The following is a 19,155-nucleotide window of genomic DNA, read 5'->3' as shown; positions in this document are numbered from 1 at the left end:
GGCCGTGCGACCGTGCCGGGACCCGGGTGGCGTCCGGACGCGGGTCGTGCGGAGGATGTCACCCATGGAACACACCTCTGCCGCCCCCCTCGTACGGCCCGCGCGCCCCGAGGACCTGCCCCGCCTGGTCGAGCTCATGCGCGAGCACATGGTGTACGAGAAGTCCGCGCCCCGTACGGCCGGGCTCGGCGACCGGCTCGGCGCGCGGCTGTTCGCCGAGGGGGCCCGGCTGTGGGTGCTGCTGGCCGAGACCCCGCGGGGCGAGGTCGCTGGCTACGCCGCCTGCTCGGCCGAGTTCTCCTTCTGGGAGGCCCGCCACTACCTCCACATGGACTGCCTCTACCTGGCCGAGGAAGCCCGCGGACACGGCCTCGGCGCCGCCCTCGTGGACGCGGTGGCCGCGCTCGCCCGCGAGCTGGGCCTCGGCCACGTCGAGTGGCAGACGCCCGACTGGAACGAGGGCGCGATCCGCTTCTACGACCGGCTCGGAGCCACCGGCAAGCCGAAGCTCCGGTACGCCCTGCCGGTGGAGTAGGCGGCGCGCACACCCCCACTGCGCCCGCCGCCTACCGGCCCGCCGCCACGAGCCGGTCGTAGGCGGCCAGGACGACCCGGGACTGGTGTTCCACCTGGGTGGCCACCGGGACCCAGCGTGCCTGGAAGCGGTCCGCGAACTCCTCGCACCACCCCGTGACGAGCCGGTCCACGGCCGGCGCCGTCGGGTGCCCCTCGGCGCGCAGCACCCGGAGCAGCATCGCGGCCGCGCGCAGCGACAGCCTTCGGCCGAAGGCGTCGATGCTGCCGATGTACGCCGCCGTCGCCTCGGCGGGGGCCCCGGGGCCCGTCCACTCGGCGGCGATCCGGGGGATCAGCGCGAGCGTCCAGTCCACCGCGCGCAGCAGGGCCGCGGCGGCCGGATCCGTACCGCCGGCCGCGCCCTCGCGCAGGGCCGCCACCCGGGCGGCGTCGGCGGTGAGCCGGCCGGCCAGGAGGCGCAGGGCGGCGCGGGGGTCGGGGTGCGGGGCCGGGTCGTCCACCAGGTCCGAGGCCCACATGGGGACTTCGACGATCGCGGTCGTGCCGGCGTGCCGGTGGGCGTGGTACCAGGTACTGAGCCGGGTGTCCTCGGGGTGGAACGGCCCGTCGGCCGTGGTCCCGGGTTCGGGCATCACGAAGATCCCCGCCCCCGGCGAGGGCCAGCCCGAGGCGTCCGAGGCGCTGGTCTCCACCGGGATGCGCAGGTCGGCGGCCGATTTACCGAAGGGCTCGGCCAGGCCGGGTATGTCCCGCGTCAGCTGCACCCAGGAGCCGCCGAGATCGGTTCCGTGCAGGGAGACCTGGAGGGCGGGCCGGAGTTCGTCGATGAGCCGGGTCAGGGCGAGGGTCTCCGGCGGGAGGCGGTCCGGGGGCAGTAAAGACGGCGCCCACTCGGGCTGTTCGGGACCGGGTGGCCGGAAGAAGTTCCGGTGGTAGTCGAGCAGGGAGTAGGGGCGCGGCGTGCGGTGCAGGGCCGCGCCGTCGGGGTCGGCGCAGAGCAGGAAGTGCCAGGTCGTTCCGGCGGCGGCGGGCGCGGAGGCGCGGGTGGGCACGGGGGTCGCCCCCGCGCCGGTGTGCGTTGCCGCGCCACCGGCCTCGGCGCCGCCGGTGCCCGTGGCTTCGTGGAGGAGCCTGCGGGCCAGTGCGAGGGCGGTGGCCCCGCCGACGGGCTCGTTGGCGTGGGCGCCGGCGACGACCAGCACGTTCGGGGCGGTCGCCGGCGCCGACGTGGGGCCCACGGAGAGCAGCCACAGGGGTTCCCCGGCCCGGGACGCGCCGATCCGGCGGAGCCGGGCCAGGGCGGGGTGTTCATCGGCCAGGGCGCGCGCGGCCAGGGCCAGTTCGTGCGGGGTGGGGTAGCACATGTCACGGATGAGGGTCACAGGTGATCCCATTCCCGCAGGGCGTGCGCCCTAGTGCTGTGACCGGCAACGTTTACCGGGCGGCGCGTACCCGGTGCGCGGCACGCGCGGGCACTGCCCGCGGGCGGCGCCCACCGGCGCCACCCACGGGAGCCGCGTCAGCCGGTGACCTTGATGAGGCTCACCCCGCTCGTGGCGGCGAGATGGGCGGCGTCGGCGTCGATGAAGCGAAGGCGCCAGACACCGCTGGTCTGCGCGGTGAACTTCCGGCTCACGGATCCGTCGGCGCGGGAGACGGCGCTGCCCATCTCCTGCCACACGGCGGAACCCGTGGGCTGGAAGTAGAAGCGGACCGTCTGACCACCATAGGCGGCCTCCCCCTTGACGGGGTCGTAGGTCTTCAGCACTCCGGAGAGGGACAGCTGCTCGCCCTTGGCCACGGTGCGCCGTCCGAAGTCGGCGCCGAGGGTGGTCGCGGTGCGCGGCTGACGGATCACCCGGGTACCGGTGCTGGGACCGATGGTGGTGGTGCCCGGGGTGTACACCCGCCAGGTGGAGGCCGGTTCGCCGTGGGGCGCGCTGACCGTCGTGGTGAACGTCTTGCCGTAGGGCACCACGATCGACCCGGCCGTGACCCAGTGGCGGGAGGACGACCGGTACTGGATCTGGACGGGCGCCTGCTGGGAGGTGACGCCGTCGACGACCACCTTGCCGCTGATGGTCAGCTTGCCGTACTTGGTGGTGGAGACCAGCTTCTCCTCGACGACCTTGGTCGTGTGGGTGACCTTCGCGACGGTGGCGGTACGCGTGCCGCCACCGGTCAGCCAGACCTCCTCGGCGTTCACCTCCCAGGAACCGGTTCGCACGATCGTGGGCGAGAGCGTGAAGCGGCCGTCGGCACCCGTGACGGCGAGGGCGCTCGGGCCGCCGCCCCCGTCGTCCTGGGCCGTCACCTGCACGCCGGCCACCGCCTTGACCGTACCGTCGGCCGCACGGCGGCCGACCGTGCCGCGCAGGGGTACGGCGGTCCCGTACCGGACGGTGAAGGGGCCCGGCGTGGACAGGGTGAGCACGGCCTGCTGGGCCTTGATGGTGACCGGGATCTTCGCGGACCTCGCGGTGTCCCCGCTCGTCAGCCGCACGGTGAGGGCCAGGCCCTCCTCGGTGCCGAGGGCGGCGACGGAGACGGTGAAGCGCCCCTGGGCGTCCGATACGGCATCGGCCGCGCCCTCCCCGAGCGTGGCGCGGACCTTCCCCCCGGGTAGCGGCAGGCGCGCGCCGGTGCGCGGGTGGACCGCGGTGACCGTGCCGGTGACCTTGGTGTCGAGGTGGTCCAGGGAGAACTCGGTCCGGCTGGAACTCGCCTGGAACCGGGCGTCGAGCGCGTAGGTGCACCGTCCGGCGTTCCGGCGGCTCAGTTCCTTGCCGTTCCGGTCCTCGGCGTACACGTCGAGTTCGTAGTCCCCCATCTCGTCGAGGACGAGCGGCTGGTCGTCGGCCTCGTACCACTTCCAGTCGTCGCCCCCCTCGGAGGTGCCGCCGTCGTCGAAGTTCTCGGTGAAGCGGTCGATCACGGCGACGACCTTGTCGGTGCCCGCCCGGCGGACCTCGACCCGGACCGGGGTCGGGTCCGGGCCGTCGTAGCGCTGCCATGAGGTGGAGACGATGAACCGGCCGTCCTTGGTCTTGTGGACGGTGGCGGCGGGCACGGCGCTCTCCAGGCCCTTCGTCCCCGTGTCCCCCGCGGTGCCGAAGGGCGCGGCGGTGGCGGGCGCGGCGGTGGCGGGAGTCGCCAGTGCCGCACCCGTGGCCATGAGCACGACCGCCGTGCCGACGGCCGTCATGGTCCTCTTGAATCTGTTCACCGGATTTCCCCCGTGTCAGGTGTCATCGAATGCACGGGTTCGACCGCCGGTCGGCCCGGAGGGTTGTACGGGAAGGAGGGCCGATCGGGCGGGTCATGCCGGGTCCGTGTCCTCCCTGAGCAGGACCGCCACCGGCCAGGCTCCGCCGAGGAGTTCGGCGAGCGGCGCCTCGCCCTCGTACGGGGCTTCGCGCGGCCCCCGCGCGGGCCCGGGGAAGGCCTGCCGCCGCCACCGGCCCGGAGGCAGGGTCAGGGCCGTGTCCCGCCAGCCGCCCGCCGTCCCCAGGCCGTACGACAGCCGGGTGGCCACCGCCACCAGGCCGGCACCGGCGCCCCGGGCGAAGGCCACGCAGTGCTCCGCCGCCGGGCCCCGGGCGAGCAGCGGTGCGTAGCCGGTGAACAGCCCGGGGCGGTCGCGCCGCAGCCGCAGCAGGGCGGCGGTGAGGGCGAGCTTCTCCTCGGCGGTGCCCGCGGGCGCGGCCCCCGCGTCCAGTCGGGCCAGGGCCTCCCGGGGGAAGACGGCGGGCCTGCGGTTGTCCGGGTCGACCAGGGCCCGGTACTCCGTCTCGGAGCCCTGGTAGATCTCCGGGACCCCGGGCATCGCCAGGTGCAGCAGCGTCCCGCCGAGCAGGTTGGCGCGGGCCGCCTGAGCCAGGGCGCCGGCCGGCTCCGGGGCGGCCTTCGGGAGGTGCTCCGGGACCGTGGCCTCGTAGGCGGGGTCCTGCTCGGTCCACGTGGTGTGCAGGGCGGCTTCGCGGACGGCCTTCAGCAGGGCCTGCGCGAGCCGGTCGGCGCGTTCCGGGGCGGCGCCGTCGGCCCCGAGTCCGAACGCCGTCTGCCAGGCCACCCAGGCGAGTTGGGGATCCGACCCGGCCGGAGCCGGTACGCACTCCGGGTCCTGCGAGAGCACCGAGATCCGTGCCCGGACGTCCGCGCTGCGCTTCGTGTCGTGCGTGGTCAGCACCGTCCCGGAGCGGGGCCACAGCGCCGCCCGCTCGGCGCAGTACGCGTGGAACTCCGCCACCGTGACCGCTGGAGCCCCCGGATCTCCGCCCACCTCGGTGGCCGACAGCAGCGGGGCGTACCGGTAGAAGGCCCTGTCCTCGAGGGACTTGGCGCGCAGGGCCGCCGAGGTCTGGGCGAAGCGGGCCGCGAAGGCCGGGTCCCGCAGCAGAAGTTCGCGTACGCCCGCCACCGGGGCCGCGCCGGCCTCCGCGGCGGCCCGCTCCAGGGCCTCGGGGGCGGGGTCCGGATCGCCGGGGTAGGGCCGGTAGACGGGGTAGGCGATGAGCAACTCGCGTACAGCGGAGGCTAGTTCCGGGCCGGCCAGTCGTTCGAGGGTGGCGAGCTCCGCGGCCAGGTCGCCGGTCAGGACCTCCCGGGCGCCCGCCGAGGCCGTCACCTCCCACCGGGGCTGCCCGGTCGCCCCGCGGAACCGGGCGTCGAGCCGTGCGGCCCCGGCCGGGTCGGTCAGCACCCCGTCCACCCGGTACAGCGCGTCGTACCCGGTGGTCCCGGCCACCGGCCAGGCGGGAGCGAGCCGTTCCTCGCGGGCCAGGATCTTCTCGACCACCACCCAGCAGTCCCGGCCGACGGCGTCCCGCAGCCGCCGCAGGTAGCCCTCGGGGTCCGCCAGTCCGTCCACGTGGTCGATCCGCAGTCCCCGGGCGACCCCGTCCCGGACCAGCTCCAGCACCTTGGCGTGGGTGACGCGGAAGACCTCGGGGTCCTCGACGCGCACCCCGATCAGCTCCGAAATGGTGAAGAAGCGGCGGTAGTTGAGGCCGGTCCGGGCCTCCCGCCAGCATGCGGGCCGGTACCACTGGGCGGCGAGCAGCGCCGCCGGCTCCAGCCCGGCCGTGCCCTCCCGGATCGGGAACTCCAGCTCCCCGATCCGCAGGACGGCCCGCTCGCCCCGCCCGTCGACCTTGACCTCGCCGGGATCCAGCGGCTCCGCGAGCACGGGCAGCAGCAGTTGCCCCCCGCCCGCTTCCCAGTCGATGTCGAACCAGCGCGCGTACGGCGAGCCGGGGCCCTCCCGGGCCACCTCCCACAGGGGCCGGTTGAGGCGCAGCGGCGTCGGCAGCGCCATGTGGTTCGGCACGATGTCGAGCACCAGTGCGAGCCCGTGTGCCCGGGCCTCGGCGGCCAGGGCTCGAAGCCCCTCCTCCCCGCCCAGCTCCGCCCGGACCCGGGTGTGGTCGGTGACGTCGTACCCGTGGGACGAACCGGGCACCGCCTCCAGTACGGGGGACAGGTGCAGGTGGGACGCGCCGAGCGAGGCGAGGTACGGTACGACGGCCCGCGCGTGGCCGAAGGTGAACTCGGGGCGCAGTTGGAGGCGGTAGGTCGACGCCGGGGTGACGGCCGGTGGTCCATCGGGTTCAGGCCGGTTGAAATCGGGACTCGGGCGACCGGTACGCGGGGGCAGGCTCATGAGAACGTACGTACCCAGGATGCGGGATTCCGTGCCATTACCCAATGCATCCGGGTGACTGCGCCGGGTTAACGTTGCTCAAGTGTTTGGAACCGTCAACACCTATCGAAGAGTCATCGCCCTGACCGGGCCCCTACTCCCGCTCATCTCCTTCCTCGCCCGACTGCCCGTCGCGATGTCGCAGTTCGGCAGCGTCCTCCTCGTCGCCGAGACCAGCGGCTCCCTCGCCACCGCGGGCATAGTCGGCGGCACCCTCTCCGCCGGACAGGTGGTCTTCGGACCCGTCCTGGGCCGGCTCGCCGACCGTCACGGGCAGCGTTCCGTCGTCCTGACGGCCGCCGCCGTCAACGCGGTGGCGACCGCGGCCCTGGTGGCCGGGGCGCTCTCCGAGCTCGCCACCGTCCCGCTCGCCGCGATCGGCTTCGTCACCGGGGCCTCCGTCCCCCTGATCGGCCCGCTCGCCCGTACCCGCTCCGTGGCGCTGGCCCACCGCGCCAAGTCCGACGAGGGCGTCGTGGGCGCCATCCACTCCCTCGAAGGCACCCTGGACGAGGTCTCCTTCGTCTTCGGCCCCGCCCTCGTGGGGCTGGCCACCCTCGCCCTGCACCCGGCCGTCGCCCTCGGCGGCGCGGCCGCCCTCGTCGCCGTCTTCGGCAGCCTCTACGCGCTGCACCCGACCGCCGCCGTCACGGCCGGAGTGCCCGCGGGAGCCGACCGGACGAAGGACCGCGTCCGGGTCCGCCCGCCGCGCGTGGTCTTCGCCGTACGGGGTTCCCTCGCCCTCCAGGGCGCCATGTTCGGCGCCTGCCAGGCCGGAATCGCCGCCCTGACCGCACAGTTGGGCGTCCCCGGCCAGGCCGGCATCGTGTACGCGGCCATGGGGGTCGTCAGCGCCGCCGTCGGGCTCTCGCTCGGCGCGCTGCCCGCCCGCTTCGGGCTGCGGCTGCGCTGGCGCTGGGCCACCGCCGCCGCGCTCGTGCTCTCCGTACCGCTGCTCTTCACGGAGACGCTGTGGCCGCTGTACGTGGTCGTCACCGTCCTGGGAGCCGCCTATGCCCCGCACCTGATCACCGCCTTCGCCATCACCGAGCGCGCGGTGAGCCCCAGCCGGCTCGCCGAGTCGATGGCCTTCGCCGCCAGCTCGCTCGTCGCCGGACAGGCCGCCTCGCTCGCCGTCTCCGGGCGGCTCGCCGAGTGGTACGGGCCCTCCGCGGCCTTCGCGGTGGCCGTGGGGGCCGCCGCCCTGTGCCTGGTCCTGGCCCTGGTCACCCGGGTGCCGTCGGGCCGTGCGCACGCCCCGGTGGTGGCCGGCGGGGGCGCCCGTCCGGACGCCTTCCTGGAAGGCGCCGCCTACGCCGGGCACTGAGGCGCCGCCCGGGCCGTGCGCCCGGGCGGCGCTCGATCCGGGCGCCGCGGCGGCGCCTGTGCCGGGGGCCGCCCGGGCCTGTGCCGGGCGCCGGAGCGGCGCCTACGCCGGCCGCTGAAGCACCACCAGACACCGTCCTGTCAGTGTCACCCGGTCCCCGGCCGCGTACTGCGGCCCGGTACCGGGTGCCAGTACCTCCGGGCGCGCCGTGTCCACGACCAGCCGCCACTGCGCGCCGTGCCCGGCCGGGACCGTGAAGTCCTGCGCTTCCGCGCCCGCGTTGAACATCAGCAGGAACGAGTCGTCGGTGATCCGCTCCCCGCGGGTGCCCGGCTCCGAGATGGCCTCCCCGTTCAGGAACACCGCCAGCGCCCGCGCGTGCTGCGCCTGCCAGTCACGGGCCCGCATCTCCTCGCCGTGCGGGGTGAACCAGGCGATGTCCGAGAGCTCGTCGTGCGTGCCCTCCACCGGCCGGCCGTGGAAGAAGCGGCGCCGCCGGAACACCGGGTGCTCCCGCCGCAGCCACACCATCCGCCGGGTGAACTCCAGCAGGGCGGGAGCCGGTTTGCCGGGCTCCGGCCAGCTCACCCACGACAGCTCGTTGTCCTGGCAGTAGGCGTTGTTGTTGCCGCCCTGGGAGCGGGCGAACTCGTCGCCGTGACTGATCATCGGCACACCCTGCGACAGCATCAGCGTCGCGATGAAGTTGCGCATCTGGCGCTCGCGCAGCTCCCCGATGTCCGGATCCTCCGTCGGCCCCTCCGCCCCGCAGTTCCAGGACCGGTTGTGGGTCTCGCCGTCCCGATTGCCCTCGCGATTGGCCTCGTTGTGCTTCTCGTCGTACGAGACCAGGTCGTTCAGGGTGAAACCGTCGTGGCAGGTGGTGAAGTTGATCGAGGCCAGCGGCCGGCGGCCGTCGTCCTGGTAGAGGTCGGAGGAGCCGGTCAGCCGGCCCGCGAACTCCGCGAGCGTGCGCGGCTGCCCGCGCCACAAGTCCCGTACGGTGTCCCGGTACTTCCCGTTCCACTCGGTCCACAACGGCGGGAAGTTGCCCACCTGGTAGCCGCCTTCGCCCAGGTCCCAGGGCTCCGCGATCAGCTTGACCTGGCTGACCACCGGATCCTGCTGGACCAGGTCGAAGAACGAGGACAGCCGGTCCACCTCGTGGAACTGACGGGCCAGCGTGGCCGCCAGGTCGAAGCGGAAGCCGTCCACGTGCATCTCGGTGACCCAGTACCGCAGCGAGTCCATGATCAGCTGGAGCACGTGCGGGGAACGCATCAGCAGCGAGTTCCCGGTGCCCGTGGTGTCCATGTAGTGCCGCGGATCGTCCGCGAGCCGGTAGTACGAGGCGTTGTCCAGCCCCCGGAAGGACAGGGTCGGGCCCAGGTGGTTCCCCTCGGCGGTGTGGTTGTAGACCACGTCGAGGATCACCTCGATGCCGGCCTCGTGCAGGGCCCGGACGGCCGACTTGAACTCCAGCACCTGCTGGCCCCGGTCACCCGAGGCGTAGCCGTTGTGCGGGGCGAAGAAGCCGATGGTGTTGTAGCCCCAGTAGTTGCTGAGCCCGTCGTCCACGAGGCGGTGGTCGTTGACGAACTGATGGACCGGCATCAGCTCCAGCGCCGTCACGCCCAGCTTGGTCAGGTGCCCGATGACCGCGGGGTGCGCGAGCGCCCCGTACGTGCCGCGCAGCTCCTCGGGGAGGTCCGGGTGACGCATGGTCAGGCCCTTCACGTGGGCCTCGTAGAGCACCGTGTGGTGGTACTCGTGGCGCGGCGGCCGGTCGTTGGCCCAGTCGAAGTACGGGTTGACCACGACCGAACTCATGCTCTTGGGAGCGGAGTCCAGATCGTTGCGGGAGTCGGGCCGGCCGAAGTGGTAGCCGTACACCTCCTCGCCCCAGTCGACGCTGCCCGCGATGGCCCGCGCGTACGGGTCCAGGAGCAGCTTGGCCGCGTTGCAGCGCCGTCCGCGCTCCGGCTCGTAGGGGCCGTGCACCCGGAACCCGTAGCGCTGACCGGGCATGATGCCCGGCAGGTAGGCGTGCCGGACGAACGCGTCGGTCTCGCGCAGCTCGATCGCGGTCTCCGAACCGTCGTCGTGCAGCAGACACAGTTCGATGCGTCGGGCGGCCTCCGAATAGACCGCGAAATTGGTGCCGGCGCCGTCATACGTGGCGCCGAGCGGATACGCCTGTCCCGGCCAGACCTGCATAGAAAACGACTCTTCCCCTCTGTGTCGGGCTGATCCGGCGTGGACCACGTCACTGCCAGATCTTCCCCGAAACCGGGCTTCCACGCGGGGACTTGGGAGGGTCCTACCGGGTGACCCGGAGAGCTGATAAGAGGGTGGGCGGACGATGGGGAGATCCGATCGTCGGCAGAGCGGATAATGAGCCAACGGACTGGCCGGGTACGGACCCTGAGCCCGCGTCGGGCCGCAGGGGCCCGCATCGGGCTGCAGGGTGCCGCACGCGCGGAGTACCCTTCCGTGATCACTGGAGACGGGCGTCCAGACGCAGGAGGCGGTGCACGGGTGAGCTCGGGAGGTCTGGAGCTGCCCCCTGGTGACAGCGGTCACGAGGGCGGCCCGGCGGACGCCGCGGGCGGGACGGCCGGCGCGATTCCCGCCGGGGCCGTGTCGCTGGCCCCGCCGGAAGCCGGCGGTACCGGGAAGGCGCAGGCGGGAGCCGGCGCCGAGCTGGACTGGGGCGCGGACGCCTGGAGCGAGGTCCGGACCCGGGCCCAGCGCGCGGGCCGTGCGTACATCTGGCTGAACCTGATCGAACAGCGGCTGCGCTCCGTGGTCGGAGCGGTGCTCCGGCCCGTCTACGAGCCCGTGCACGGAGGCGACGACTGGGTGGTGGCCGCCGCGGGCCCCGCCGGCCAGGAGTGGGTGCAGCGGGCGGTCGCCGTGCGCGAGGTCAGCCGCCGCAAGGGCTACCTGCTGGACTCCGCCGACGACAACGTGCTGAGCTTCCTCACCCTCCCGCAGCTGCGCGAGCTGATGGTCCAGCACTGGCCCTGCTTCGAGCCCTACTTCGACGACCGGCGCGAGATCGAGCAGGCGCTGGACGAGCTGGAGGTCACGCGCAACGTCGTCTCGCGCAACCGGGCCCTGTCCCGGGCCGTCCTGGAACAGGCCGAGCGGGCATCGGCGCGGCTGCTGGAGGTACTGGGCGGCGGCGCGGGCTCCCCGGCGGCGGACCGGCTGCCCATCGACGCCGTCGAGGACCTGGTCGGCGACCGGTACGCGGACGTCATCTCCGTCCACCCGGACCGGGTGCGGCTGCAGCGCCAGCTCCCGGCCGAGGACCTCTTCGGCGGCGCGCGGCGGCTCGACGCCATCGGCATCGGGCTCAACCTGCTGGTCCAGAACTTCTCGGGCCGAAGACTCGTACGCCTCGCGGAGGCCGGCTGCCGGGTGCGGCTGCTGTTCCTCAACCCGGCGAGCAGCGCCGTCAAGCGGCGCGAGCGGGAGCTCGGCCTGCGCAAGGGCGAGCTGAGCCGCTCGGTGGAGATGAACATCCTGCACGTGCGGCGGGTGCGGGCGGGCCTGCGGGACCCCTCGCGCTTCGAGATCCACGTCTTCGACGAGACCCCGCGCTTCACCGCGTACCTGGTGGAGGGCGAGTCCTCGGGCATCGCGGTGGTCCAGTCGTACCTGCGCCGGGCCCGGGGCATGGAGGCGCCGGTCCTCGTCCTGCGCGGCGGCGGGCGGGCCGCACCGGTGCGGCCCGACCACGAGCACGGGCTGTTCCCGACCTACCGCGAGGAATTCGAGTCGATCTGGCAGGACTCCCGCCCGGTGTCCTGAGCGGCCGCCGGCCGCCCCGCCTCCGGGGCTGTCAGTGGCCCGTGTCAGGCTGAAAGCCGTTGACGTAGAGGGACGGGTACGGGGGGAACACGATGGGGGACCGGGCGGGGGACTGGATGGGGGACTGGCACGGCGGGCCGATGGTGGCCTTCGACCTGGAGACCACGGGCACCGACACGGAATCCGACCGGATCGTGACGGCGGCCGTCCTCACGGTCGGCCCGGACGGGCAGGTGGCCCGGGAGCGGACCTGGCTGGTCGACCCGGGCGTGCCGATCCCGGAGCAGGCCTCGGCGATCCACGGCATCTCCACGGACCACGCCCGCTCGCGGGGGATGGCGGCGGCCCCGGCGATCGAGGAGATCACCCGGACGCTCGTGGAGGCACTGAGCTCGGGAACCCCGCTGGTGGTGATGAACGCGCGGTACGACCTGACCCTGCTGGACCGCGAGTGCCGCCGCCACGGGATCCGCCCGCTGGGGGAGCGCTGGCCCGGTACGACCGCGCCGCCCGTCATCGACCCCCTGGTGCTGGACAAGCACGCGGACCGCTACCGCAAGGGCCGGCGCACCCTCCAGGCCCTCTGCGAGCACTACGGGGTGAGCCTGGAAGCGGCGCACGACGCGGGCGCGGACGCGCTGGCGGCGGCCCGCGCCGCACGGCGGATGGGCGCCGTGCACGCGGCGATAGGGACGGTCGCCCTGGCGGACCTGCACGAACTCCAGATTCGCGCGGCGGCCGAACAGGCGGCCTCGCTGCAGAGCTACCTGCGGCGCACCACGGACCCCGAGGCGATAGTCGAGCGGGCCTGGCCCGTCGTGCCGTACCGGACCTGACATTCGCCGAAGCAGGCGTGGAGCCGCCCTCGCTCACACCGAGAGCCCTAGCCTTTTCCCCACGGGATCGCATAGATCGGGGCTCGCTCATGAGACTGCCCAGAACCGCGCACACCGATCGCCCCTGGCGGATCCACGAGATCGCCGGCGACTTCCGGGTCGAGGACGTGTGGGACCTCCCGACGCCGGGCGGTCCGGACGACCTCGCTCGGCTCGTGGAACAGTTCGAGAAGGGCTGGGGGCAGCACGAGACCGCCTCTCCCGTGGTGCGCGTGCTCTTCGCGGTCCGCTGGAAGCTGGGCGCGCTGCTCGGCTGGGACAAGCCCGCCGACGGCCTCGGCGGCCGTGTGCCGAGCCTGCGGGACCGGCTGCCCGAGGACCTGCGGGCGAACGCCCGGGGTTCGGCGTCCGGTTCGCCGACGTTCAGCACCGTCTACCAGACGCATGACGAGTGGGTGCTGGAGACCGCCAACCGGACCGTCCACGGGATCCTGCACATCGGCTGGGTCCCGGACGAGGACGGAGCGGGCGGCTACCACGGCCGGATGGCGGTCCTGGTCAAGCCGAACGGACTCCTCGGCGCCCTCTACATGGTGGGCATCAAGCCCTTCCGCCACCTCGGGGTGTACCCGGCGATGCTGCGCGGCATCGGCCGCGCCTGGCAGGCCGGTACGGGACCCGGCGCGGCGGCCTGACACCGGAGAGGGCCGCGGGTCAGCGGTCCGGCCATTGATCGCGGTAGACGACGTGGATCGCGCTGCCGCCGCCGTCGGCGACGAGGCCGTCGCCCTGCCCCATCCGGGCGCAGTAGTGCGCGTGGTCGGGGCGGGCGTGGACGTACCCCGGACCCCGGTGGGCCACGTCGGCGAAGAGCCATGAGGTGTCGGCGAACAACGCGGCGCTGCCCGTCATGAACAGCGCCCCGGCGTGGACGCGCTGGTGGAACCGGTCCCGGTTCTCCCGGTGGTGCCGCTCCGGCCGGAACTCGCGGGCGCGGCCGGCCGAAAGCGGTCCGGGCAGGTTCGCGGTCCGCGGCCGTCCCGGTCCCAGCCGGGCTCGCAGCTCCTTCCAGCGCGAGGGGGCGAACTGGAGCGAGTGGTGCAGGAGGACCAGGTCGGGCCCCGGTTCCCCGGTGTCGGGATCGGTGCGCCGCAGTGGTACGTGGACCAGTGAGCGCGGGGAGGTGGCGGCGAGCGACCACAGCGCGGCGACGAGCTGCGCGGCCTGCTGATCGACCTGGGCGTCCAGGTACCAGCGGCCGTCCGACAGCACCGCGCGCTCCGGCGGCCGGGCCGGGCGGATCACCTGGAACTCCGCGGGGCCGAGCCGGGCCCGGTGGAGGGAGAGGGAAAGTTTCATATGCGGGAATCGATACGCCGGTCCTAGAAGGCGTGCCAGCGGATTTCCGGGTCGCCCTCGCGGAGGGAGGCGACCCGGCGGCGGAACTCGGCCAGGGCCTTCGGGTTGGCCGGGGCGTGCTGGGAGACCCAGGCGCAGCTGGCCGTTTCGCGGGCGCCGCGCAGGACCGCGCAGCCCTCCCAGTCGCGCACGTCCCAGCCGTACGCCGCCGTGAACTCCTCGTACGCCGCGCCCGGCAGGCCGTACCGGTCGCGGGAGAGGGCCATCACCACCAGGTCGTGCTCGCGCAGGTCGGCGGAGACCGTCTCCAGGTCCACGAGGACCGGCCCGTCGGGGCCCACGTGCACGTTGCGGGGCAGTGCGTCGCCGTGGATCGGGCCCGGCGCGAGGTGCGGGGTGAGGGCGGCGACCTGGGCGGCGTAGCCGTCGCGGCGGGCCCGCAGGTACGCCGCGTCCGCCGGATCGATCGCCCCGCCCGCCAGCCGCAACCAGCGCTCCACCCCGCCCAGCAGATCGCGCGGGGGCAGGACGAAGGGGGGCGCGGGCAGGGCGTGGATCCGCAGCAGCAGCGCCGCGAGGTCGTCCGGGCCGGCCGGGCGGACCGCGTCGGGGAGCCGGTGCCACAAGGTCACCGGGTGCCCGTCCACCAGCCGCGGCTCCGGTTCGGCCGCGCGGACCGCGGGGACCCCGGACTCCGCGAGCCAGCCCGCCACGGCGAGTTCCAGCTCGGCCCGCGGCAGCAGCGCCGCCTCCCGGCCGACCTTGGCGACCAGGTCGTCGCCGAGCGCGAAGACGGCGTTCTCGCCGAGGGCCAGCAGCCGGGGAGCGGGCGACCCCGCCCCTGTCAGGCCCGCCGCCGTCAGGGCCTGCCGGGCCCGTGCCTCGTCCATGCCGTCTCCGCGGTCCGTGTCTGTGTCTCCGGGTGCCCCGGGCGTACCCGGGTGCTCATGACCGGACAAGTTTCGCACCGGCCCGTCCTTCCCCCGGCCTTCCCCCAACTGTCGGCTGACCGCCAATAGGTTGCACGAGACGTCTCGTCTCGTTATGGTTCTCTCATGACCGCCACCGCGAAGCCCGCCCACATCGCCATGTTCTCCATCGCCGCCGCCGGACACGTGAACCCGAGCATCGAAGTGATCCGCGAACTGGTCGCCCGCGGCCACCGCGTCAGCTACGCCATCCCGGCCGCGTACGCGGACAAGATCGCCGAGACCGGCGCCACCCCGGTGGTCTGGAACTCCACCCTCCCCACCGACGAGGACCCCGACGCGTGGGGCACCGAGGTCATAGACAACATCGAGCCCTTCCTCGCCGATGCCGTCCAGGCCCTCCCGCAGCTCGCGGCCGCCTTCGACGGCGACGAGCCGGACCTCGTCCTCCACGACATCACCGCTTACCCCGCGATCGTCCTCGCCCACCGCTGGGGCGTCCCCGCGGTCTCCCTCTCCCCGACCCTGGTCGCCTGGACCGGCTACGAGGAGGAGGTCGCCGCGCCGATGGCCGCCGCACTGCGAGCCTCCGAGCGCGGGCGGGCGTACTACGCCCGGTTCCGGGCCTGGCTCGACGAGAACGGCATCGACGAGGACAGCGACCGGTTCGTCGGCCGCCCCCGCCGCAGCGTCGTCCTCATGCCGCGCGCCCTCCAGCCCCACGCCGACCGGGTCGACGAGACCGTGTACACCTTCGTCGGCGCCTGCCAGGGCGACCGCAGTGCCACCCAGGGCACCTGGACGCGCCCCGCGGGCGCCGAGGGGAAGAAGGTCCTCCTGGTCTCCTTCGGGTCCACCTTCACCAAGCAGCCGGCCTTCTACCGGACGTGCGTGGAGGCATTCGGGGACCTGCCCGACTGGCACGTGGTGCTCCAGATCGGCAAGTTCACCGACGAGGCCGAGATCGGCGAGATCCCCGCCAACGTCGAAGTCCACCGCTGGGTACCCCAGTTGGACATCCTGCGCCGGGCCGACGCCTTCATCACCCACGCGGGCACGGGCGGCTGCCAGGAAGGGCTGGCCACCGGGACCCCGATGGTCGCGGTCCCGCAGGCGGTCGACCAGTTCGGCAACGCCGACATGCTGGCCGGCCTGGGCGTCGCCCGGCACGTCCCGATGGCCGAGGCCGACGCCACGACCCTGCGCGAGGCGGTCCTCGCCCTGGTCGCCGACCCGGAGGTCGCCGCCCGCGCGGACCTCATCCGCCGCGAGATGGCAACGGAGGGCGGCACGCACCAGGCGGCCGACCTGATCGAAGCCGAACTGCCCGGACGGCGGTGAGCGGCGGCCGGCGAGTCCGTCGGCGTCCCGGAACGCCGTCGGGAACCCGGCAACGTACGGCACCCGGCATGGGACCGCCCGACGGCGGAGCCGGGCGCCGGGACGCCGCTGCGTACGATCCGGTCATGAACGCTCCCGTCACCCTCCACGCGGCCGCGACGCGGGCCGCGCCCGCTCTCCTCCTTCGCCCCTGGTGCGCGGACGATGTCGCCGCGCTGGTCGAGGCGTACCGGGACCCCGTTCTGCGGCGGTGGGCGAGTCCTCCCGTGGAGGGCGCGGAGGAGGGGCTGCGGTGGGTGCGGGACCGGGAACGGGACTGGGCCTCGGGCGCGCGGTTCGGCTTCGCCGTCCTGGAGGAGCACGTCGAGGCCGCTGCCGTGGTCGGCCACGTGGTGCTGAAGGGCGTCGCACCCGGCAAGGCCTCCGCCGAGGTCGGCTACTGGACGGCGGCGCGGGCCCGAGGGCGGGGCGTGGCCCCACGAGCCCTGGACGCCCTCGGCACTTGGGCCTTCGAGGCATTCCGGGCCGATGGCCTGGAATGCCTCGAACTCCTCCACCAGGTGGACAACGCGGCATCCTGCCGGGTCGCCGAGAAGAGCGGCTACGCGTTCGGCAGGACCCTGCCGTCGGCGCCGCCCTCCTACCCGCTCGACGGGCACCTGCACCTGCGGCGCGCGCCCGATGCCCGATCCGCGTCGTCAGGGGCGTCGGCGTCGGCTGCGTCGTCAGCGTTGTCGGCGTTGTCAGCATTGTCGGTGGGGCGCCCTATCGTGCAGCCATGACCAAGACGACCAAGGCCGCCAGGACCACCTACGCGGCGCTGCTCCGGGGCATCAACGTCGGCGGGAACAAGAAGGTCCCGATGGCCGAGCTGCGCCAAGTCCTGGAGGGCCTCGGCCACGAGGAGGTGCAGACGTACCTCCAGAGCGGCAACGCCGTCTTCGCCGACGCGAGCGGCAAGACCACGACCGCCCTCGCCCGCGAGCTGGAGGCCGCGATCGAGGCCCACTTCGGCTTCCGGGTCCCCTGCCTGGTGCTCGACGGCGCCTACCTGCGCGCCGTCGCCGACGCCTGCCCCTTCCCCGCCGCCGAACTCGAGGGCAAACAGCTCCACGCCACCTTCTGCTCCGAGCAGCCCGCCGAGTCCCGCTTCGCCTCGATCGACGCCCCCGCGTACCTCCCGGAGGAGTACCGCGTGGGCGACCGCGTCATCTACCTCTACGCCCCGAACGGCCTCGGCCGCTCCAAACTGGGCGAGTCCCTCGCGAAGCCGGCGGTGGTCAAGGGCCTGGACGTGACCACCCGCAACTGGAACACCGTCGTGAAGCTGGTGGAACTCACGGAGGAATGACCCCAAGGACGGCCGGGCCGCGCTCCGGTGGGACGGCCTAGTCCGCCAGCCCGTTCAGCAGGGTCATCTCGTGCGGGGTCAGATGGACCGTCGCCGCGTCCAGGTTCTCCGCCAGGTGGTCCGGGGAGCCCGTGCCGGGAGTGGGGCACAGGACCGGGGAATGCTGGAGGAGCCAGGCCAGGGCGATCTGGCCGGTGGACGAGCCGTGTTCGGTGGCGACCGCCGTCAGCGCGGCGGCGCTCTCCCGGGTCAGGGCCCCGCTGCCCAGCGGGTAGTAGGGGAGGAAGGCGATGCCCCGGGCCTCGCACAGGGCGAGGAGTTCCGCCGAGGAGCGGTCCAGGACGTTGTACGGGTTCTGCACCGAGGCCACCGGGACCACGGCCAGGGCCTCCCTCAGTTGGTCCGCCGTCACCGTGTTCAGCCCGATGTGGCGGATCTTGCCCTCCGCCCGGAGCTCGGCCAGCGTGCCCAGCTGCTCCGCCGGCGGGACGGCCGGGTCGAAGCGGTGCAGCTGGTAGAGGTCGATCCGGTCCATGCGGAGCCTGCGCAGGCTCGCCTCGCACATCGAGCGCAGGTCCTCCGGGCGGCCCGCCGCGTGCCACTGGTCGGGGCCGGTGCGCACCACCCCGCCCTTGGTGGAGACCACCAGCCGCTCCCCGTACGGGTGGAGGGCCTCGGCGACCAGCTCCTCGGCCAGGTGGGGGCCGTAGTTGTCGGCGGTGTCGATCAGGGTGACCCCGCGTGCGACGGCTGTGCGCAGCAGTGCGACCGACGCGTGGCGCGCGTCGCGCGGGCCCCAGTAGCCGGCGCCGACCAGACCGCCGGTGCCGAGTCCGAGGCGGCGTACGGGCAGGTCCCCGCCGAGGGCGAACGTCTCATCCACGTCAACAGACATGGCCCGACGGTATCCCAGGCCCCCGGATGTGCCAGGCTCGTGGGCATGCGTTACATCATCATCGGCGCCGGAGCGATCGGCGCGACCATCGGCGGACGGCTCGCGGAGTCCGGCAGCGAGGTCGTGCTCGTCGCGCGCGGCCCCCACGCGGAGGCACTGCGGGCGGACGGGCTGCGGCTCACCACGGCGGACGGGGAGCGGGTGCACCGGCTGCCCGTGGTCGGCGGTCCGGCAGAGCTCGGCGAACTACGCCCCGACGACGTGCTGTTGCTCACCGTGAAGACCCAGGACGCACTCGCCGCGCTCGACGCGTGGGGCGACGCGGAGGTCGCGGGCGGCGGCACGGCCGCGCAGCGGCTGCCGGTGCTGTGCGCGCAGAACGGGGTGGAGAGCGAACGCCTCGCCCTACGGCGCTTCGCGCGCGTGTACGGGGTCTGCGTGTGGCTGCCGGCGACCTTCCTGGAGCCTGGGGTGGTCTCCGCGCTGTGCGCGCCGCTGACCGGGATCCTGCACCTCGGGAAGGCCGCCGGGGGAGCGGACGCGCGGGCCCGGCGGATCGCGGGCGACCTGGAGAAGGCCGGGTTCGGGGCGCCGGTCGTCGAGGACGTGATGCGGTGGAAGCACGCGAAGCTGCTGGGCAACCTGGGCAACGCGATCCAGGCGACCACCGGCCCCGAGCCGGAGCCCGCGAAGGCGGCGCTGCTGCTGCGGGCCGTGCGGGAGGCGAAGGCCGCCTTCACCGCGGCCGGGATCGACTGGGCTTCGGAGGACGAGCAGGCTGCGGCCCGCGACGGGAAGGTGGACGTTCCGGCCGGAGCGGTGCGGGGCGGGTCGTCCTGGCAGAGCCTGGCGCGGGGGACGGGGTCGGTGGAGGCGGACTATCTCAACGGGGAGATCGTGCTGCTGGGGCGGCTGCACGGGGTGGCCACGCCGGTCAACGACACGCTGCGCGTGGCGGCGAACATCTTCGCCCGGGAGGGCCTGCCGCCGGGGGCGATGTCCGCGGAGGATCTGACGGCTCTGGCCGACGAGGCCGCGGCGCGGGTGTAGGCACACGCCG

Annotated in this window: 15 protein-coding genes and 1 pseudogene; 9 read left to right on the top strand and 7 right to left on the bottom strand. The window is 73.9% G+C overall.

Features of this window, described 5'->3' with window-relative positions; translation table 11 throughout:
• Window positions 1-64: 64 nt before the first annotated feature.
• On the top strand, window positions 65-535 hold the full coding sequence (locus ACFYYB_RS39385; RefSeq protein WP_389443009.1) for a GNAT family N-acetyltransferase: 471 nt from the start codon (window positions 65-67) through the stop codon (window positions 533-535).
• Window positions 536-566: 31 nt separating this feature from the next.
• Here the strand turns inward: ACFYYB_RS39385 and ACFYYB_RS39380 are convergent, their stop codons facing one another.
• The 3 genes from ACFYYB_RS39380 to treY all read right to left on the bottom strand — a co-directional run bounded on the left by ACFYYB_RS39380 (window position 567) and on the right by treY (window position 6,199).
• Entirely contained in the window at window positions 567-1,919 is a 1,353-nt protein-coding gene (locus ACFYYB_RS39380) for a M14 family zinc carboxypeptidase (protein ID WP_389443007.1), read from the bottom strand.
• 137 nt (window positions 1,920-2,056) lie between these two features.
• Window positions 2,057-3,763, bottom strand: a complete 1,707-nt coding sequence (locus tag ACFYYB_RS39375) for a hypothetical protein (RefSeq protein WP_389443005.1) — start codon at window positions 3,761-3,763, stop codon at window positions 2,057-2,059.
• Window positions 3,764-3,856: 93 nt separating this feature from the next.
• The gene (gene treY, locus ACFYYB_RS39370; protein WP_389443003.1) at window positions 3,857-6,199 is read right to left on the bottom strand and encodes a malto-oligosyltrehalose synthase; all 2,343 of its coding nucleotides are present in this window, start codon (window positions 6,197-6,199) and stop codon (window positions 3,857-3,859) included.
• An 82-nt stretch (window positions 6,200-6,281) separates the two neighbouring features.
• Here treY and ACFYYB_RS39365 point away from each other — a divergent pair, with 82 nt between their 5' ends.
• On the top strand, window positions 6,282-7,565 hold the full coding sequence (locus ACFYYB_RS39365) for an MFS transporter (protein WP_389443001.1): 1,284 nt from the start codon (window positions 6,282-6,284) through the stop codon (window positions 7,563-7,565).
• Window positions 7,566-7,667: 102 nt separating this feature from the next.
• On the opposite strand, the gene glgX is transcribed toward ACFYYB_RS39365, so the two are convergent.
• Complete coding sequence (glgX, locus tag ACFYYB_RS39360) at window positions 7,668-9,782, bottom strand: glycogen debranching protein GlgX (protein WP_389442999.1); 2,115 nt, start codon at window positions 9,780-9,782, stop codon at window positions 7,668-7,670.
• 321 nt (window positions 9,783-10,103) lie between these two features.
• Between glgX and ACFYYB_RS39355 the strand changes: the two genes are divergently transcribed.
• The 3 genes from ACFYYB_RS39355 (at window position 10,104) to ACFYYB_RS39345 (ending at window position 12,915) form a co-directional block, all read left to right on the top strand.
• On the top strand, window positions 10,104-11,384 hold the full coding sequence (locus tag ACFYYB_RS39355; protein WP_389442997.1) for an SAV2148 family HEPN domain-containing protein: 1,281 nt from the start codon (window positions 10,104-10,106) through the stop codon (window positions 11,382-11,384).
• Window positions 11,385-11,476: 92 nt separating this feature from the next.
• Window positions 11,477-12,220 (top strand): exonuclease domain-containing protein, encoded by a 744-nt coding sequence (locus tag ACFYYB_RS39350; RefSeq protein WP_389442995.1) that lies wholly within the window; start codon window positions 11,477-11,479, stop codon window positions 12,218-12,220.
• An 89-nt stretch (window positions 12,221-12,309) separates the two neighbouring features.
• Window positions 12,310-12,915 (top strand): DUF2867 domain-containing protein, encoded by a 606-nt coding sequence (locus ACFYYB_RS39345; protein ID WP_389442993.1) that lies wholly within the window; start codon window positions 12,310-12,312, stop codon window positions 12,913-12,915.
• Between the two features lie 19 nt (window positions 12,916-12,934).
• On the opposite strand, the gene ACFYYB_RS39340 is transcribed toward ACFYYB_RS39345, so the two are convergent.
• Entirely contained in the window at window positions 12,935-13,579 is a 645-nt protein-coding gene (locus ACFYYB_RS39340; protein ID WP_389442991.1) for a hypothetical protein, read from the bottom strand.
• 23 nt (window positions 13,580-13,602) lie between these two features.
• The gene (locus ACFYYB_RS39335) at window positions 13,603-14,469 is read right to left on the bottom strand and encodes a phosphotransferase enzyme family protein (RefSeq protein WP_389442989.1); all 867 of its coding nucleotides are present in this window, start codon (window positions 14,467-14,469) and stop codon (window positions 13,603-13,605) included.
• Window positions 14,470-14,584: 115 nt separating this feature from the next.
• Here ACFYYB_RS39335 and mgt point away from each other — a divergent pair.
• The 3 genes and pseudogenes from mgt (at window position 14,585) to ACFYYB_RS39320 (ending at window position 17,200) form a co-directional block, all read left to right on the top strand.
• Window positions 14,585-15,849: pseudogene (gene mgt, locus ACFYYB_RS39330) on the top strand (macrolide-inactivating glycosyltransferase).
• Between the two features lie 125 nt (window positions 15,850-15,974).
• On the top strand, window positions 15,975-16,631 hold the full coding sequence (locus ACFYYB_RS39325) for a GNAT family N-acetyltransferase (protein WP_389442986.1): 657 nt from the start codon (window positions 15,975-15,977) through the stop codon (window positions 16,629-16,631).
• Window positions 16,628-17,200 (top strand): DUF1697 domain-containing protein, encoded by a 573-nt coding sequence (locus ACFYYB_RS39320; RefSeq protein WP_389442984.1) that lies wholly within the window; start codon window positions 16,628-16,630, stop codon window positions 17,198-17,200. The genes ACFYYB_RS39325 and ACFYYB_RS39320 overlap by 4 nt, the downstream gene beginning before the upstream one ends.
• 37 nt (window positions 17,201-17,237) lie before the next feature.
• Here ACFYYB_RS39320 and ACFYYB_RS39315 read toward each other — a convergent pair whose 3' ends face one another.
• Window positions 17,238-18,095 carry an aldo/keto reductase gene (locus tag ACFYYB_RS39315; protein WP_389442982.1) on the bottom strand — a complete coding sequence of 286 codons (858 nt, stop codon included), beginning with the start codon at window positions 18,093-18,095 and terminating at the stop codon, window positions 17,238-17,240.
• A 45-nt stretch (window positions 18,096-18,140) separates the two neighbouring features.
• On the opposite strand from ACFYYB_RS39315, the gene ACFYYB_RS39310 reads away from it, so the two are divergent.
• Window positions 18,141-19,145 carry a ketopantoate reductase family protein gene (locus tag ACFYYB_RS39310; protein ID WP_389442980.1) on the top strand — a complete coding sequence of 335 codons (1,005 nt, stop codon included), beginning with the start codon at window positions 18,141-18,143 and terminating at the stop codon, window positions 19,143-19,145.
• The last annotated feature ends 10 nt before the right edge of the window (window positions 19,146-19,155 follow it).

Origin of the sequence: Streptomyces sp. NPDC002886 (assembly GCF_042888445.1) — a bacterium.
Taxonomy (GTDB): Bacteria; Actinomycetota; Actinomycetes; order Streptomycetales; family Streptomycetaceae; genus Streptomyces.
This window is presented reverse-complemented; position numbering and strand designations above follow the sequence as displayed.

Bases quoted from the DNA above. Each gene is read 5' to 3' on its own strand.
- ACFYYB_RS39385 (WP_389443009.1), top strand. From the start codon at position 65: ATGGAACACACCTCTGCCGCCCCCCTCGTACGGCCCGCGCGCCCCGAG.
- treY (WP_389443003.1), bottom strand. From the start codon at position 6,199: ATGAGCCTGCCCCCGCGTACCGGTCGCCCGAGTCCCGATTTCAACCGG.
- glgX (WP_389442999.1), bottom strand. From the start codon at position 9,782: ATGCAGGTCTGGCCGGGACAGGCGTATCCGCTCGGCGCCACGTATGAC.
- ACFYYB_RS39350 (WP_389442995.1), top strand. From the start codon at position 11,477: ATGGGGGACCGGGCGGGGGACTGGATGGGGGACTGGCACGGCGGGCCG.
- ACFYYB_RS39345 (WP_389442993.1), top strand. From the start codon at position 12,310: ATGAGACTGCCCAGAACCGCGCACACCGATCGCCCCTGGCGGATCCAC.
- ACFYYB_RS39340 (WP_389442991.1), bottom strand. From the start codon at position 13,579: ATGAAACTTTCCCTCTCCCTCCACCGGGCCCGGCTCGGCCCCGCGGAG.
- ACFYYB_RS39335 (WP_389442989.1), bottom strand. From the start codon at position 14,469: ATGGACGAGGCACGGGCCCGGCAGGCCCTGACGGCGGCGGGCCTGACA.
- ACFYYB_RS39325 (WP_389442986.1), top strand. From the start codon at position 15,975: ATGAACGCTCCCGTCACCCTCCACGCGGCCGCGACGCGGGCCGCGCCC.
- ACFYYB_RS39320 (WP_389442984.1), top strand. From the start codon at position 16,628: ATGACCAAGACGACCAAGGCCGCCAGGACCACCTACGCGGCGCTGCTC.
- ACFYYB_RS39315 (WP_389442982.1), bottom strand. From the start codon at position 18,095: ATGTCTGTTGACGTGGATGAGACGTTCGCCCTCGGCGGGGACCTGCCC.
- ACFYYB_RS39310 (WP_389442980.1), top strand. From the start codon at position 18,141: ATGCGTTACATCATCATCGGCGCCGGAGCGATCGGCGCGACCATCGGC.